Raw genomic sequence first — 14,754 nt, forward strand, 5'->3', positions numbered from 1 at the left:
CGAAAGCGTGAGGTCAGTTGGAAACGAAGGGCCAGACCGGGTCAGATGTGCCCAGTTTCGACGCCGGTAAATCCCATTGCAGCACAGTTTCACCGAGGCTTAGCGCTGGTTTGAGGCGGTGCCCCGGTCCCCAGCCCGAGGCTTCTGTTGAAGGGGAGTAATCCGTGGGCATCGGGCGAATGGGCTCAGCCTCGACGTCGTCTTTGCCGAGAATCGCCAAAAGCTCGGCGGTGCGGGCAAGGGACAGATGCGCATGCATGATGGAATTGCCCGACGCGGCCTCGGCCAATGCGGAAAGGACGGCGGCGGCCATCAGGTAGCCGGTTGCGTGGTCCAAAGCCTGAACCGGCAATGGCGTTGGTTTGTCTGCGTCAGCCCAACCCATGCCCGTATGCGCAATTCCCGCGCTCATCTGCACAAGGCTGTCAAAGCCGCGCCGGTTCGACCAGGGGCCTTGCAAGCCATAGGCATTCAGCGTCACCTCGAACCTGTTCGGAGCCAGTTCATCGCGCTTAGCACGGGTCAGGCCCAGCGCGTCCAAAGCGCCGGGCCGGTACCCGTGCACGAATACATCGGCCTGGGACAAAAGCTCTTGCAGCCGTTCCATTCCATTGGTCGATTTCAGATCGAGATAAGAGCAGTGTTTGCCTAGTGAAATGTCAGGGATCACACCGGGTTCGTCCCAACCGGGCGGATCGATCCGCAAAACCTCGGCCCCGAAACCGGCCAATGTGCGGGTCGATACCGGACCCGCCAGAACGCGTGTCAGGTCAAGAACGCGCAACCCGGCAAGAGGTCTTGCAGAGGTTGCCTGCGGCCTCTCGCGCAGCTTGACGTACCGGGGGCCTTGCCAACCAATCAGCGGGTCGCGCGATACAGCGCGGCCCTGCGGATGTTCAAGCCATTCGGTCCGGCTGCGCATGGCAGCGGCCACGCCGCCTTCGGCCACAATATCGGTTTCCAAATCGGATATGGCCCGGGTTCTGACGGCTTTTGCCACAGCGTCACGCTCTGGCAGCGTTCCAAGAACCTTCATCGCTGCCGCGCGATGGCGTGGCAGGTTGGTGTGCAACCTGATCCACCCATCAGAAGCCCTGTAATCCCCCGCGACCGAATCCCAAAGGTTCGGCATTTCCCATCCATCAGGCTTGAAGGAATAGCCGAACCACAAGGATGCCAGCCGATGGTCGACGACGATCTCGGGTGCTTTCTGGGTCAGGTTCAGCGCCTGCATAAAGCGGGACATCTCTTGCCCAACGGCTGCAAAGCTGGCCGTCGCCAGTTCGGAAACGGCAAAAGCACTTGGCAGAGCGCCTGTGCCGACCCTGCGATATCGGTCGGCAGCCGGAAGGGTGGCAAGAAGGCTCATTGCTGATAAGGATCCAGGCTGTCGCGCAACCCGTCACCCAGGAAGTTGAAGGCCAGTACGATCACGATGATCGGCAGCATCGGGATTGCTGTCCAGGGATAGATCTCGATCGATGCGAGGTTTTGCGCGTCATTCAGCATCACTCCCCAGCTTACCGCTGGTGCACGAAGGCCCAGTCCAAGAAAGCTGAGCGCGGTTTCCCCAAGGATCATTGCCGGGATCGACAGAGTGGCAGATGCAATCAAATGAGACATGAAATTCGGCAACAAGTGCTTGCGGATCACCCGGCCCGAGCTTGCGCCCATCATTTCTGCGGCCCGCACGTATTCTTCCTCGCGCAGGGACAGGAACTTGGCACGGACCGAACGCGCCAGCCCGGGCCAGTCGAGGATACCGAGGATGATCGAAATGATGAAGAATACGGCAACCGGGCTCCAATTCGAAGGCACGGCGGCAGACAGTGCCAGCCACAGCGGCAATTCCGGCAGCGAGCGCAGGATTTCGATGACCCGGTTGATGACCCAGTCGATGCGCCCACCGAAATAACCCGCCATCGAACCGAACAGGATACCCAGAAAGAACGACACCGAAATACCGATCAGACCCACGGTCAGCGACAACTGCGCGCCATAGAGGATGCGGCTGAAGATATCGCGCCCCAACCTGTCGGAACCCCACAGGAACAAAGTGGCACCATCCGGCGCGCAGAAAAGATGCGTATCTGTCTTGATAAGACCTGCAAGTCGATATTCGGACCCTTCACAGAAGAACCGGATCGGGCGCGGGTCATCAGTGTCAGGGACGAACTTCCACTGGAAGGTTTCCAGATCCGCCTCGGCGACGATTGGAAAAACATGGGGGCCGATAAAAGCGCCGTCGTAAAACCAGTTCACGGATTGTGGTGGCGCGTACAGATGCTCTCCGTTCCGGTCATTCGGGCCATACGGCGCGATGAAACCGGCAAACGGCAGCATCAGGTAGCACAGCAGCAGGAAGATGCCCGAGATCAAGCCCAGCTTATGTGTGCGGAACTTGCGCCAGACCAACACCCAGTTGGGGGCATCCAGATCGGCGCGTTCCAGTTGCTGTATCGACGCCTGCGGATCAAAAGGCGCGTCATCGACGTAGCGATTGTCAGGACGTTCGGTCATGCTTCGCGGCCCTCATACCGTATGCGGGGATCCAGCATCACCAGCAGAATATCCGAGATCATCGTGCCGATAAGCGTCAGCAGCGCGACAAACATCAGGATAAACGCGGACAGGAATTGATCCTGCGTTTTCAGTGCTGTCAGCAAAGTCGGCCCGATGGTTTGCAAGCCCAGAACGACTGAAACCAGAACCGATCCTGACACCATTGATGGCAGAAGGTTACCGATGTCCGCAACGAACGGGTTGAATGCCACGCGCAACGGATATTTTGTTAGCATCCGCGACGGGGCCATGCCCTTGGCAATGGCCGTTTCCACATAGGGCTTCCCCAGTTCGTCGAGCATATTTGCCCGCAGGCGCTGCATCATCGCCGATGCGCCCGAGGTTCCGATGACAAAAGTCGGAACGATCAGGTGGATGAGAATGGATTTCATCTTGTCCCAACTCAGCGGCTGACCTTCGAATTGGGGGTCCATCAGACCGCCGATAGGCAGGTTGAAATACCGATGCCCGTAGTAGAACAAGATCAGGGCCAGCAGGAAGTTTGGGGTCGCCAGCCCCAGATAACCCACAAAGGCCGAGGTATAATCAATCCACGTCCGTGATCGCGCCGCAGCAATAACACCCAGGGGAAGGGCAACGGCATATACAAACAGGATCGCGGCAAGGTTGACGACGACCGTCAACCAAAGCGTGTCGCCTACAATCTCCGATACAGGCCGGTCGAACTCAAAGGACCAGCCGTAATTGCCTTGGATCAGACCTGAAAATCCGTGTGGTCCCGGCCAGAAGCCTATCCAGATCAGGTACTGTTCCCACATAGGGCGATCCAGAGCGTACTCGGCGCGCAGAAACTCGGCCTTGGCGACACCCGCTGACTGGCCCGAGGCCTGAAGCTCGGCAATCTGGTTGCTCAGGTAATCACCGGGCGGCAGGTTGATGATTATGAAGATCAGGACCGAGACCACCAACAATGTCAGCAGCATCGTGAAAAAGCGATACACCGCATAGCGCAGCATGACCATTTAGCTGCTCCTGCTTAGTCGGCGAAAAAGAACTCGTCCGGGCGGTGAACGCCGAAATGCGCACCGGGCTCCCATGCCCACATGGCCTGTTCCGGCACATTGCGCAGACGGTTCGACACGACAATGGGTTGGGGTGCTCCGTTCAGGATACCAATGGCATAAAGCTGATCGGCGTGGATTTTAAGCATTTCCGTCCAGATTTCCTTGCGTTCGTAGTCCGTTGTGGCGACCTCCCAGTTATGGGCCAGTTGCATCAGACGTTCTGCCTCGGGCATGTCGGGGGCTTCCCCGGCTTCACCACCTGTCTGGTAGAACTGGCCCCATTTTGGCCAGGCTAGGAATACCTGATCGGTGGGCGCCAGATAGGTTGGAGACGTGTGTGCCTGCGGGATGCCGTCATCCCATCCATACCAGACCGATGCCATCGAGTTGCCGGCAAACACCCGGTTGCGCAGGATATCGCGATCCAATGGGCGCATGACCAGCTTGACCCCGATCTCACGCCAGGTGTCGGTGACGATTTGCAAGGCGTTTTCAACCTCTTGCCGCTCACCAGCAGTTTCGATCACCAGTTCCATAGGACGGCCATCCGGTAACAGACGGACACCGTTCTTGTCGCGCTCGGTCAGGCCGACCTCATCCAGCAACGCATTGGCCTGGCCGACATCGTAACTGGCCCAGGCGGTGGCATTCCTTTCATCGTAAAAGGGCGAGGCAGGCAGAACCGACATTGCACCGGGGTGTGCAAGCTTGAAATACAAAGCCTGGTTGATTGTCTCGCGGTCGATGGCAAGGGAAAGGGCGCGCCGCACACGGACGTCACGCAACACTTCGCGCCAGGCGTCATCCTCGAAATTGAGGTTCGGATAGATCGCGATTTGCGATGCAACGCCGGTTTTCCACAGTAGTGTCTTGTAGCCGCCTTGCGCCTCGCCTTTTTTCAGGATGGAAGCGTCGCGGAAATCCAGGCCCCGACCTTGCAGGTCGCTTTCCCCTGCATTGGTTTTGGCGGCAACCAGACCGGGGGCAACGATCTCCATCTCGACCACATCGATATAGGGCAGCTGAACCCCTTTGCTGTCGATACGGTGGTAATAGGGGTTACGTACGAAATTGTGGCGGATTTTCTTGCCGGAACTTGCGTTCAGCCACGGTTGCAACGTGGGCAATTCGTGATTGTCGAACTTGTACAGGTTGTCGAGCTTGTTGTGCAGCGCGGCCCAGCTTTTGACGCGGGCATCGTCGACCAGAAAGGCAAGTTCCTCGGGGTCGGCATATTTCTCGTGATATCGTTTCAGGAACGCTGCGGGACGATAGATAAAGGGCGGTCTTGCCTGAGCCAGCGATTGTAGAAAACCCGGGTTAGGGTTCTCCCATTCGAAAATCACAGTGGTTTCATCCGGGAAGGTAACGGTGGGTGATTTGCCTTCGACTATCAGAAAATCCGGCGGGCCTGACGGGCTGAGCAATTTGTTGTTGGCAACGTCTTCCCACCAATAGCGGAAATCTTCCGACGTAAACGGAGAGCCGTCGGACCATTTGTGCCCTTCGCGCAGTTTCAGGGTGAACTTGCGGCCGTCTTCGTTTTCAAACGACGCCAGCAAATCGGGGATAATCTCGTAGTTCTGGTCGAAACCGACCAGCCGGGCATAGCCATAGACAACCATCTGGCGAATATCTTTGGAGCGCGTGATCATGGTGCGCAGGGTGCCGCCCTGTTTGCCGAATTCGCGACCCTTTGCTGCCAGATCGACAATCAGTGGGTCCTTGGGCAGGCGCTCCTGAACGGGAGGCAGATTGCCCGCTTCTACTTCCGCGTTCCAGAACGCGCTTTCCTGCGGCGTCGGGATCGTCTCGGCCGTGGCGGGCAGCATCCCGATGAACGCCAGCGAAGCGGCCAGGATCAGGGGGCGAGTGGTCTTAAACATGGCAACGTACCTTATGGCCCGGTTCCAATTCCACCAATGAGGGTATCACGGTGTCCGAGAAACGAAAGGCTTCATCCCAACTGTCCGGCGCGCCGGCGCCCAAGGAAACCACTTGCAGGTCGATCGGGCGATTGATGTCGGGTTCGGGTTGAGCGGCAATCAGCGCTTTGGTGTAGGGGTGGCGCGGATTGTAGAAAAGAGTTTCGGGTGGTGCTTGCTCGACGATCAGGCCTCGACGCATCACGGCAACTTCGTCGGCGATCCGTGCGACCACAGCCAGATCGTGCGAGATGAACAGATAGGACAGATTCAGGCTATCCTGCAGATTTTCCAACAGGGTCAGAATCTGCCCCTGTACCGATACATCCAGCGCCGAGGTGGGTTCGTCACACACGATGAGCTGCGGGTCGAGCATCATGGCGCGGGCTATCGACAGACGTTGCCGCTGGCCCCCCGAAAAGGCGTGTGGATAGCGTTTCAGCATGTCGGCTGTCAGGCCGACGCGCTGCAACATCTCGGCGGCCTTGTCGCGCTGCTCGGCGGTTGTTCCGATGCGGTGAATTTCCAGCGGCTCAGTCATCGCGTCCTGAATGCGCATCCGCGGGCTGAGCGAGCTGTAGGGATCCTGAAACACCATCTGCGCATTGCGCTGAAACGCCGTGCGCTGGGCGCGGGTCATGTTGTGCACCGTGACGGGATCGGCATTCGGCGCGGTGCGAAACAGGACTTCTCCGCCGGGATCGGGCAGTTCCGCACCCAACGCGATCCGCGCGGCTGTCGTTTTACCTGATCCGCTTTCACCGACAATGGCCAGCGTCTTGCCACGTGCAAGATTCAGATCGACCCCTTTGCACGCATAGATTTCCTTGTCGGCCTGCCACCCTTTGCTGGACCGCATCGTGTAGGTCTTTGAGACGCCCTTCATCTGAAGGATCAGATCGTCGTCCGGCATCGGTATGCCCACAGCAGCCTGATCTGGAATTTCCGGCGCAGCATCAAACAGTTGTTTGGTATATGGATGCGCCGGGGAGGTCAGGATTGGTGCGGCCGGGCCAGCCTCCATGATGCGGCCCTTGTGCATGACCACAACCTGTTCGGCCATGTTGGCAACCACGCCCAGATCATGGGTCACCAGAATAAGCGCCATGCCAGTCTCGCGCTGCAATTCCTTGATCAGCCCCAGAACCTGAGCCTGAGTGGTCACATCCAGCGCGGTGGTTGGCTCGTCCGCGATCAGCAACTCGGGTTTGGATACCATGGCCATCGCAATCATGGCGCGTTGGCGCATTCCGCCCGACAGCTCGAACGGGTAGGAGTCATAGGCGCGCTGCGGATCTGGAAAACCCACGCGCTCGAACTGCGTCAGGACCTTTTTTCGCGCTTCAGACTCGGAAAGCCCACGATGCAGCCACAGGACTTCACTGACCTGATTCCCAATCTTGTGCAGAGGTGACAGTGATCGCATTGGTTCCTGAAAGATCATCGAAACGCGATTGCCACGAATGCCGCGCATTTCCCGTTCGGTGACCGCTGTCAGGTTACATGTGCCCTTGGAATCATTCAAAGTTATCGTGCCGCTGCGTATCTGGGCCGTTCGCGGCAGAATCCGCAAGACGGCCCGGCACGTGATGGTTTTACCCGATCCCGATTCACCGACCAGCGCCAAGGTTTCCCCTGGTTTGACATCAAAGTTCACATCCGCGACCACGGAACTTCCCGCACCAAAGCCGATGCTGAGGTCTCTGACGCACAACAACGCGCTCATGCAGGCTTTCCAACCGTTTGGCCGCTTGGTGACATCGGTCGTTTCAACTCCCCGTGATTTTTTCGCCAGTGTCGCGCGGTTCCGCCTGTCTAGTCAAACCCGTTCTTGGGCTGAAATGTCGCGAAAATGTGAAACTTTGGGCTTCGTCGCTACACAAAGTCTTGAGAATTTGTCATCTAAGGCGGCGTCGGGGGCATCTATGCTTTCGATTGGTATCAAGGAGATATTTACCGGTGTCCAAGAATCAAAGCCGTCTGGACTTGTTTATCGATCGAATGGTGTCACAGCGCGCCTGTCTGGATCACGCGATTGCGCAAACGGCAGGCATGGCAGGTCCGGTGTTTGAACTGGGTCTGGGCAATGGGCGCACCTATCATCATCTTGTGCAGCATATCGATGGACGCCCTGTCTTTGTGTTCGAACGCGCGGTGGCTTCGCACCCCGATTCAACCCCGCCCGAGGATAGGGTGATCTTGGGAGATGTGCGCGAGACGCTGCCAGCGGCGGTCGACAGGTTTGGACCGACAGCAAGCCTGATCCATGCAGATCTTGGGGGGCATAATCGCGAAAAGAACGACATCTTTGCGCGGCTTGTTTCCCCGTTGATCGAGCCCTTGCTGGCATCGGGTGGATTAATGGTATCAAGCGACCGGATGTATTTCGAGCGGCTGGAGGAAATGCCGTTGCCCGAGGGTGCCGTCGAAGGGCGCTGTTTCATCTATCGGCGCTGACCAGAGAGAAGGGGCCTGCATGATATTCTACGATTGCTCTACGGCCCCAAACCCGCGCCGTGCTCGCATGTTCATCGCGGAAAAAGGGTTGGACATCGAAACGCACGAAATCTCGATTGCTAAGGGCGCGCAGTTGAGCGCTGAGTTTCGTGCAGTGAACCCCCGGGCCACAATCCCGGTTCTGGTAACGGATGAAGGCGCAGTCCTGACCGAAAATCTTGGCATCGCCGCGTATCTTGAAGCGCGTTTCCCCGAGCCGTCCTTAATGGGCCGTACCGCTGATGAAAAAGGGTTGGTCTTGATGTGGAACGCAATTGCCGAGCAGCAGGGCGGTGCGCCCATCGCTGAGGCTTTGCGCAACAGCCACCCGGCGTTCAAAGACCGTGCTATTCCCGGCCCTGTTAACCATGCGCAGATCCCTGAGCTGGCGCTACGTGGGCGCGAGCGGGTTGCGTCGTTTTTCGAGCTGCTGGAGGCGCGGCTGATGCAAAGCGCGTATGTCGCTAGCGATGTATTCACTCTGGCGGATATATCCACTTTTGTTTTTGTCGATTTCGCGCGCGTCATAAAGATGCGGATACCGGACGGCAATACGAACACGCAGGTCTGGTTTGAAAGCGTGAAAGCCCGCCCAAGCGCGCAGCTTTAGGTTTGCAAAGCAATAGGTAGAGTTCTCTCATTCCGCACTGTACAGAAATGTCTAGACAGAACTGAACAGTGCTACTAGCGTCTTCCAAGATTCTGTTCAGGGAGGTCGGGATGAAATCCCAATATCGCGTAGTGGTCATTGGAGGGGGCGTCGTTGGTGCCTCGGTTCTGTATCATCTGGCCAAATTCGGCTGGTCGGATGTGGTCATGCTGGAAAGGCGGCGGCTGGCTTCGGGATCGTCATGGCACGCGGCGGGCGGCATCCATGCCCTGAACGCGGATCCAAACATGGCCTCGTTGCAGGCCTACACAATCGACCTGCTGAGTGAGATCGAAAAAGAATCGGGCCATAATATCGGTTTGCATATGACCGGTGGCCTGACTTTGGCCGGTACGCCTGAACGCTGGGAGTGGTTGCAGGCCAATTACCGCATCTTCCAGTCCATCGGTATTGACGACTGCGAGTTGCTGACCCCGCAAGAGGCACAGAGACGCTGCCCGATCATGTCAACCGACGGTGTTTTGGGCGCGATGTGGGCGGATCGCGAGGGGTATATCGATACAACAGGTACTGTTCAGGCTTATGCTACTGCGGCCAGGAAACGTGGTGCCGAATATTATGAGGAAACCAAGGTCGAGGAATTGATCCAGACGGCGGATGGCTGGCAGGTGGTGACCGATAAGGGCACGATCACCTGTGAACATGTGGTCAACGCGGCCGGGCTCTGGGCCAAGCAGGTTGGGCGCATGGCAGGGGTAGAGCTGCCAGTCTCACCGTTGAAGCACCACTATCTGATCACGGACACGGTGTCCGAAGTGGCGCAGGCGGACTTCGAGATGCCGATGACCGTGGACCTCGAAGGGTTCACCTATATGCGGCAGGACCAGAAGGGCGTTCTGGTGGGGATCTACGAGGTCGATCACGAACACTGGGCGATGGATGGCGCGCCGTGGAACTATGGCGAGGAACTGTTTCAGGAACAGCTTGACCGGATCGAGAACGAGCTGACATTGGGCTTTGAGCGGTATCCGTCGATCCAGAACGTGGGCATCAAGACATGGGTCAATGGTGCTTTCACGTTTTCACCGGATGGTAACCCGCTGGTTGGTCCGGTTCCGGGTAAACGAGGGTATTGGACGGCCTGTGCGGTCATGGCAGGGTTCCTGCAAGGTGGTGGCGTTGGGAAAACACTGGCCGAATGGATGATCCATGGCGAGCCCGAAGCCGATGCCTGGCCGATGGATGTGGCGCGCTATGGGGAATTCGCACAGAACAAGCGGTATATCCGTGAAACCACTGGCCAGTTCTATTCGCGCCGCTTCGTGATGACCTACCCGAACGAACAATTGCCTGCGGGTCGCCCGCTAAAGATGGCTCCGGCGCATGACGCGATGACTGAGGCCGGATGCAAATGGGGCGTCAGCTGGGATCTGGAGGTGCCGCTGTATTTCGCACCCAAAGGGTTCGAGGAAACGCCGACGCTCAAACGTTCGAACGCGCACGACATCGTGGCGGCTGAATGCAGAACCATCCGTGAGGGCGTGGGCCTGATGGATATCACGGGCTTTTCCCGCTTTGAGGTTTCCGGTCCCAATGCCAAAGCGTGGCTGGATAACGTTATGGCTTCGAAACTACCCGCGCCGGGTCGTGCCAAACTGGCGCCGATGCTGGGCGAAGACGGGCGGCTCAAAGGCGATCTGACCGTGTTGAACTGGGGCGATGGCACCTGGTGGATCATGGGCAGCTATTACCTGCGCGCCTGGCATATGCGATGGTTCAACGATCATATGATGGATGGGGTCACCGTCCGCGACCTGGGAGAGGAGTATTGCGGGTTTGCCGTGGTCGGACCGAAATCGCAGGCGGTGGTCGAGAAACTGGCCGAACAGGATATCTCAAACCTGAAATTCATGGGCTGCGGTGATTTCGACATCGGCCTGGTCCGTGCCCGCGTGGCCCGCATGTCGGTGACCGGCGAAAAAGGGTATGAAATCAACTGTCGCTATGGCGATCACATCAAGCTGCGCCGCATTTTACTGGAAGAGGGTTCAGAAGAGGGAATCCGCGAGTGCGGTTTCAATGCGATGCTGTCAACGCGGCTTGAGAAAAGCTTTGGCATCTGGTCGGCAGAGTTCACGCAGGCTTACACACCCGGCATGACAGGCATGGATCGCTGGATCGACTGGGACAAGGAGTTCATCGGCAAGAAGGCCGCTTTGGCCGAACGGGATGGCAATGGCCCGGCGCAGGTACAGGTAACACTGGAAATCGATGCGTTGGACGCCGATGCCAGCGGGTATGAGCCGGTCTGGGCCAATGGCGAACGCGTGGGTTTTGTGACTTCAGGCGGTTATGGGCACCACATCGGCAAGTCGTTGGCGATGGCCTTGATTGACCGTGACAAGGTGGACCCGGGTACGGAACTGTCTGTCCATGTGGTGGGTGTGGAATGTCCGGCGCGAGTAATTGCGCCGTCGCCCTACGACCCTCAGGGCAAAGCGATGCGGGGCTGATCATGGCCGCTCCGGACCGACGACGCCGAAGGCGAGGGGGCGAGGCTGCCCCGCAGCCCAGCCGCGACGTGAACTATCGCCAGCTTAGGAACCCTTTCCCATTGATGGAGGTGTTCCCGGCTGACCAGATTGCGGACATGCACGAGGCAGCGTTGCGTACGCTCGAGGAGTTGGGTGTAAAGACCCTGCTTCCCGAGGCGCGCAAGCTGTTCAAGCAGGGTGGCGCGCGCGTGGATGAAGACAGTGAGATGGTCTTTATCGGGCGCGAGATGGTTGAGGCTGCCGTTGCCTCGGCCCCCAAATCTGTCGCTTGTAGCGCCGGTTCGCGGCATCGTGATTTCACTCTGGAACTGGGTTCGCTGGTGTTTCAACCGGGGGCAGGCGCGCCGAACGCAACCGATCTGGAACGTGGTCGCCGCCCGGCGACAGGTCAGGATTATCTGGAGTTTCTGAAGCTCACCCATCATTTCGATGTGTTCCAGATGATCTCGCCTCAGGTTGAACCTCAGGATGTACCGACGCATCTGCGCCACTACTTCACGACACAGGCACAGATGGAACTGACCGACAAGTTCCCGTTCTTCTTCTCGCGCGGTACGCCGCAGGTCATGGATTGCTTTGAGATGCTGTCCACGGCGCGAGGTCTGTCGGATGATGAGTTCCGGGGCAACGCGCATTGTTACACGATCATCAACACAAACAGCCCGCGCACGTTGGACATTCCCATGGCGCAAGGCCTGATCGACTTCGCGCGCCACGGTCAGATGTCGATCATCACACCGTTCACCCTGATGGGGGCGATGGCGCCGATCACCGTGGCCGGGGCAATCACCCTGTCCCATGCCGAGACGCTGGCCGCGCTGACCTTGGCGCAGCTGGCCAGACCGGGCGCTCCGGTGTGTTACGGCACGTTCACCAGCAATGTGGACATGAAATCCGGTGCACCTGCATTCGGGACGCCCTCGCATTTTCAGGCATCACTGGCCGCAGGCCAACTGGCGCGTCACCTTGGCCTGCCCTGGCGGTCGGCGGCAGGGTCAGCGTCAAACAGCAACGACGTGCAAGCGGCGAATGAGAACCAGTTTGGCCTTTGGGGTTGCCTGATGGCCGGGGCGACTGTGATCATTCATTCCGCGGGCTGGCTGGAAGGAGGGTTGACCGTATCCTTCGAAAAGCTGGTCTGCGATGCCGAGGTGCTGAACATGGTGGCCGAGCTTTGCGCGGGCGCGCAGGCGGGGTCCGCCGAGATTGGCTTTGATACCGCTTTAAGTGAGGTCGCGCCTGGCGGTCATTTCTTTGCCTGCCCCCAGACGATGGAGCGCTACATCACCGAGTTCTATCAACCGCATGTCCATGACTACGCCAATTTCGGCACATGGACCGAACGCGGTTCAACAGATGCCAACCAACGTGCAACGGGGGTTTGGCAGGGTATCCTGAACGATTTCAAGGCCCCTGCCTTAGACAATGATCGTTTTGGTGCCTTGCAGGACTTTATCGCACGTCGCACCGCAGAGGGCGGGGCGCCACCGGAGAGTTGAATGAACAACAAACCTATCCTTCACCGCGATGATCCCGAGGCCGAGCCCCTGATCGGCAATGTCAAGGTCACCCGCGACGACTGGCTGAACGTGGCGATGGACGTGCTGATTTCGGACGGGGTGGACCAGATCAAGGTTCTTAACTTGGCCGAGCGGATGGCCGTGTCACGTTCATCCTTCTACTGGTACTTCAAGTCCAGACAGGAACTTTTGGATGCACTGCTGGCGCGGTGGCAGGCGACCAATACGGTTGCGCTTGTAAAACAGGCAGAAGCGCCGGCCGAAACGATAACGGGCGCGGTCTGCAATGTGCATCGTTGTGTCGTCAACACGGACTTGTTTGACACCGCATTGGATTTTGCCGTGCGCGACTGGGCGCGTAAATCGGGCAAAGTACGCCGTGCGCTGGACCAGTCAGACACACGGCGGCTTGAAGCTTTGCACGCGATGTTCGCCAGATACGGCTATTCCGAGATCGAGTCCGAAACACGTGCGCGCGTGCTGTATTACATGCAGATCGGATATGATCTGGCACAATTGAACGAACCCTTCGAGACGCGGATCTCGATGGTGCCGCATTACCTATACGCCTTTACGGGCGTTGAACCGAAACCCGAAGAAGTTGAAGAATTCAGCGCATATTCCCGGCGCTACTGGAAAGGAGACCCGACATGAGTCAACCAGACGCAATCATCATTGGCACAGGTGTGATCGGCGCGGCCATCGCGTTCGAAATGTCCAAGGCGGGCTGGAAAACCCTGTCTCTGGATCGCAACGCACAGGTTGGGCACGGTTCAACCGCCGGGTCCTGCGCGATCATCCGGATGCATTATTCCACCTTCGACGGAACGGCGTTTGCCTGGGAAGGCTATCATTACTGGCGCGACTGGGCTGACTATCTTGGACTGCCAGAGGGGGCCAATCTGGCTCAGTTCAGGGAAACCGGCTGCCTGGTCATGAAGACCGAGGCGAACGGGATGCTGGAAAAGCACATGCGCAATTCATCAGAACTGGATTGCCCGTTCGAAGAATGGTCGGGGGAAAAAGTGGTTGAACGCCTGCCGGTTTATTCGTTGGACAGCTTTGCCCCGGCGCGCCGCATGGATGACCCGGAATTCGGCCAGCCCAACGGGCGAAAGATGACGGGTGGAGTGTACTGGCCGCAGGCGGGATATGTCACCGACCCGGCCTTGTCGGCGCAAAACCTGATGGATGCTGCCAAACAGCACGGGGCCGAGGTCCGCACCAGTGCCGAAGTTACCGAGATCCTGACCGAAGATGGTCGCGTTTCCGGAGTCAAGCTGGCCTCGGGCGAAGAAATCCGCGCAAGGGTTGTCGTGAACGTGGCCGGGCCGGGCTCGGCTATCATCAATGGGATGGCAGGCGTTCTGGACGACATGACCATCAAAACCCGCCCCCTGCGGCAAGAGGTCGTGCATGTCCCTGCCCCGGAGGGGTTCGACTTTGAAAACGACGGAACCATCGTCTCGGACAGCGACATCGCCTGCTATTGCCGCCCGGAACACGGCAATCACATCCTTGTGGGATCTGAGGACCCGGAATGCGATCCGCATCAATGGTGCGAGGATGATGTCACCTATAACCGAGAGTTCACGGACCAATGGACCACACAGGCCATGCGATACGCGCAGCGTGTACCCAGCCTTGGTATTCCATCAAAAACGCGGGGTGTGGTTGACCTTTACGATGCCTCAACCGACTGGATTCCGATCTATGACAAATCCAGCTTGCCGGGGTTTTACATGGCCTGCGGGTCCAGCGGGAACCAGTATAAGAATGCACCGATTGCGGGTAAGATGATGGCGGCACTGATCGCGTATTGCGAAGGCGGAGCGGATCACGACGCGGAACCGTTGCAATTCGAACTGCCTTATATCAAACGGATCATCGACGTGGGCTTTTACTCACGCAAGCGCCCGATCAATGAGGAAAGCAGCTTTTCGGTTCTGGGCTAGTCGGGTTTTTGCAACAATCAAAGTCGAGCGGGGCAGGTTTACAGCTTACCTCGCTATGACCGACCGAAGGATCGGCGCATAGCTTCCAGGCTGCGAAACGGACAGT

General features: G+C 58.2%; 11 protein-coding genes. 6 read left to right on the plus strand and 5 right to left on the minus strand.

Annotated elements, in window-relative coordinates; all coding sequences use genetic code 11:
* Window positions 1–13: 13 nt before the first annotated feature.
* The 5 genes from AC2FLU_RS12970 to AC2FLU_RS12990 are packed head-to-tail and all read right to left on the minus strand — an operon-like array spanning window position 14 to window position 7,238.
* On the minus strand, window positions 14–1,369 hold the full coding sequence (locus tag AC2FLU_RS12970; protein WP_496812002.1) for a CoA transferase: 1,356 nt from the start codon (window positions 1,367–1,369) through the stop codon (window positions 14–16).
* Entirely contained in the window at window positions 1,366–2,520 is a 1,155-nt protein-coding gene (locus AC2FLU_RS12975) for an ABC transporter permease (RefSeq protein ID WP_480518687.1), read from the minus strand. Before AC2FLU_RS12975 ends, AC2FLU_RS12970 begins: the two co-directional genes overlap by 4 nt.
* A complete protein-coding gene (locus AC2FLU_RS12980; protein ID WP_480473819.1) occupies window positions 2,517–3,545 on the minus strand; it encodes an ABC transporter permease in 1,029 nt (342 codons plus the stop codon). Before AC2FLU_RS12980 ends, AC2FLU_RS12975 begins: the two co-directional genes overlap by 4 nt.
* Before the next feature lie 14 nt (window positions 3,546–3,559).
* A complete protein-coding gene (locus AC2FLU_RS12985) occupies window positions 3,560–5,473 on the minus strand; it encodes an ABC transporter substrate-binding protein (protein ID WP_480554553.1) in 1,914 nt (637 codons plus the stop codon).
* Entirely contained in the window at window positions 5,466–7,238 is a 1,773-nt protein-coding gene (locus AC2FLU_RS12990; protein ID WP_496715040.1) for an ABC transporter ATP-binding protein, read from the minus strand. The genes AC2FLU_RS12985 and AC2FLU_RS12990 overlap by 8 nt, the downstream gene beginning before the upstream one ends.
* Before the next feature lie 233 nt (window positions 7,239–7,471).
* On the opposite strand from AC2FLU_RS12990, the gene AC2FLU_RS12995 reads away from it, so the two are divergent.
* The 6 genes from AC2FLU_RS12995 (at window position 7,472) to AC2FLU_RS13020 (ending at window position 14,648) form a co-directional block, all read left to right on the plus strand.
* Window positions 7,472–7,969 carry a class I SAM-dependent methyltransferase gene (locus tag AC2FLU_RS12995; protein ID WP_480518693.1) on the plus strand — a complete coding sequence of 166 codons (498 nt, stop codon included), beginning with the start codon at window positions 7,472–7,474 and terminating at the stop codon, window positions 7,967–7,969.
* Window positions 7,970–7,988: 19 nt separating this feature from the next.
* Window positions 7,989–8,618: a glutathione S-transferase family protein gene (locus tag AC2FLU_RS13000; RefSeq protein ID WP_480473815.1), complete on the plus strand. Its 630-nt coding sequence runs from the start codon at window positions 7,989–7,991 to the stop codon at window positions 8,616–8,618.
* Between the two features lie 110 nt (window positions 8,619–8,728).
* Complete coding sequence (locus AC2FLU_RS13005) at window positions 8,729–11,131, plus strand: GcvT family protein (protein WP_496808810.1); 2,403 nt, start codon at window positions 8,729–8,731, stop codon at window positions 11,129–11,131.
* 2 nt (window positions 11,132–11,133) lie between these two features.
* Window positions 11,134–12,672: a trimethylamine methyltransferase family protein gene (locus AC2FLU_RS13010; protein ID WP_496808811.1), complete on the plus strand. Its 1,539-nt coding sequence runs from the start codon at window positions 11,134–11,136 to the stop codon at window positions 12,670–12,672.
* Window positions 12,673–13,347 (plus strand): TetR/AcrR family transcriptional regulator, encoded by a 675-nt coding sequence (locus AC2FLU_RS13015; RefSeq protein WP_480473812.1) that lies wholly within the window; start codon window positions 12,673–12,675, stop codon window positions 13,345–13,347.
* Window positions 13,344–14,648, plus strand: a complete 1,305-nt coding sequence (locus tag AC2FLU_RS13020; protein WP_480605098.1) for an NAD(P)/FAD-dependent oxidoreductase — start codon at window positions 13,344–13,346, stop codon at window positions 14,646–14,648. Before AC2FLU_RS13015 ends, AC2FLU_RS13020 begins: the two co-directional genes overlap by 4 nt.
* Window positions 14,649–14,754 lie beyond the last annotated feature (106 nt).

The sequence above is a fragment of the Ruegeria sp. SAZD013 genome (genome assembly GCF_059612525.1).

What these genes read in the sequence shown, in the direction of transcription:
- AC2FLU_RS12975 (WP_480518687.1), bottom strand. Translation starts at nt 2,520, where the DNA reads ATGACCGAACGTCCTGACAATCGCTACGTCGATGACGCGCCTTTTGAT.
- AC2FLU_RS13010 (WP_496808811.1), top strand. Translation starts at nt 11,134, where the DNA reads ATGGCCGCTCCGGACCGACGACGCCGAAGGCGAGGGGGCGAGGCTGCC.
- AC2FLU_RS13015 (WP_480473812.1), top strand. Translation starts at nt 12,673, where the DNA reads ATGAACAACAAACCTATCCTTCACCGCGATGATCCCGAGGCCGAGCCC.
- AC2FLU_RS13020 (WP_480605098.1), top strand. Translation starts at nt 13,344, where the DNA reads ATGAGTCAACCAGACGCAATCATCATTGGCACAGGTGTGATCGGCGCG.
- AC2FLU_RS12985 (WP_480554553.1), bottom strand. Translation starts at nt 5,473, where the DNA reads ATGTTTAAGACCACTCGCCCCCTGATCCTGGCCGCTTCGCTGGCGTTC.
- AC2FLU_RS12990 (WP_496715040.1), bottom strand. Translation starts at nt 7,238, where the DNA reads ATGAGCGCGTTGTTGTGCGTCAGAGACCTCAGCATCGGCTTTGGTGCG.
- AC2FLU_RS13000 (WP_480473815.1), top strand. Translation starts at nt 7,989, where the DNA reads ATGATATTCTACGATTGCTCTACGGCCCCAAACCCGCGCCGTGCTCGC.
- AC2FLU_RS12970 (WP_496812002.1), bottom strand. Translation starts at nt 1,369, where the DNA reads ATGAGCCTTCTTGCCACCCTTCCGGCTGCCGACCGATATCGCAGGGTC.
- AC2FLU_RS13005 (WP_496808810.1), top strand. Translation starts at nt 8,729, where the DNA reads ATGAAATCCCAATATCGCGTAGTGGTCATTGGAGGGGGCGTCGTTGGT.
- AC2FLU_RS12980 (WP_480473819.1), bottom strand. Translation starts at nt 3,545, where the DNA reads ATGGTCATGCTGCGCTATGCGGTGTATCGCTTTTTCACGATGCTGCTG.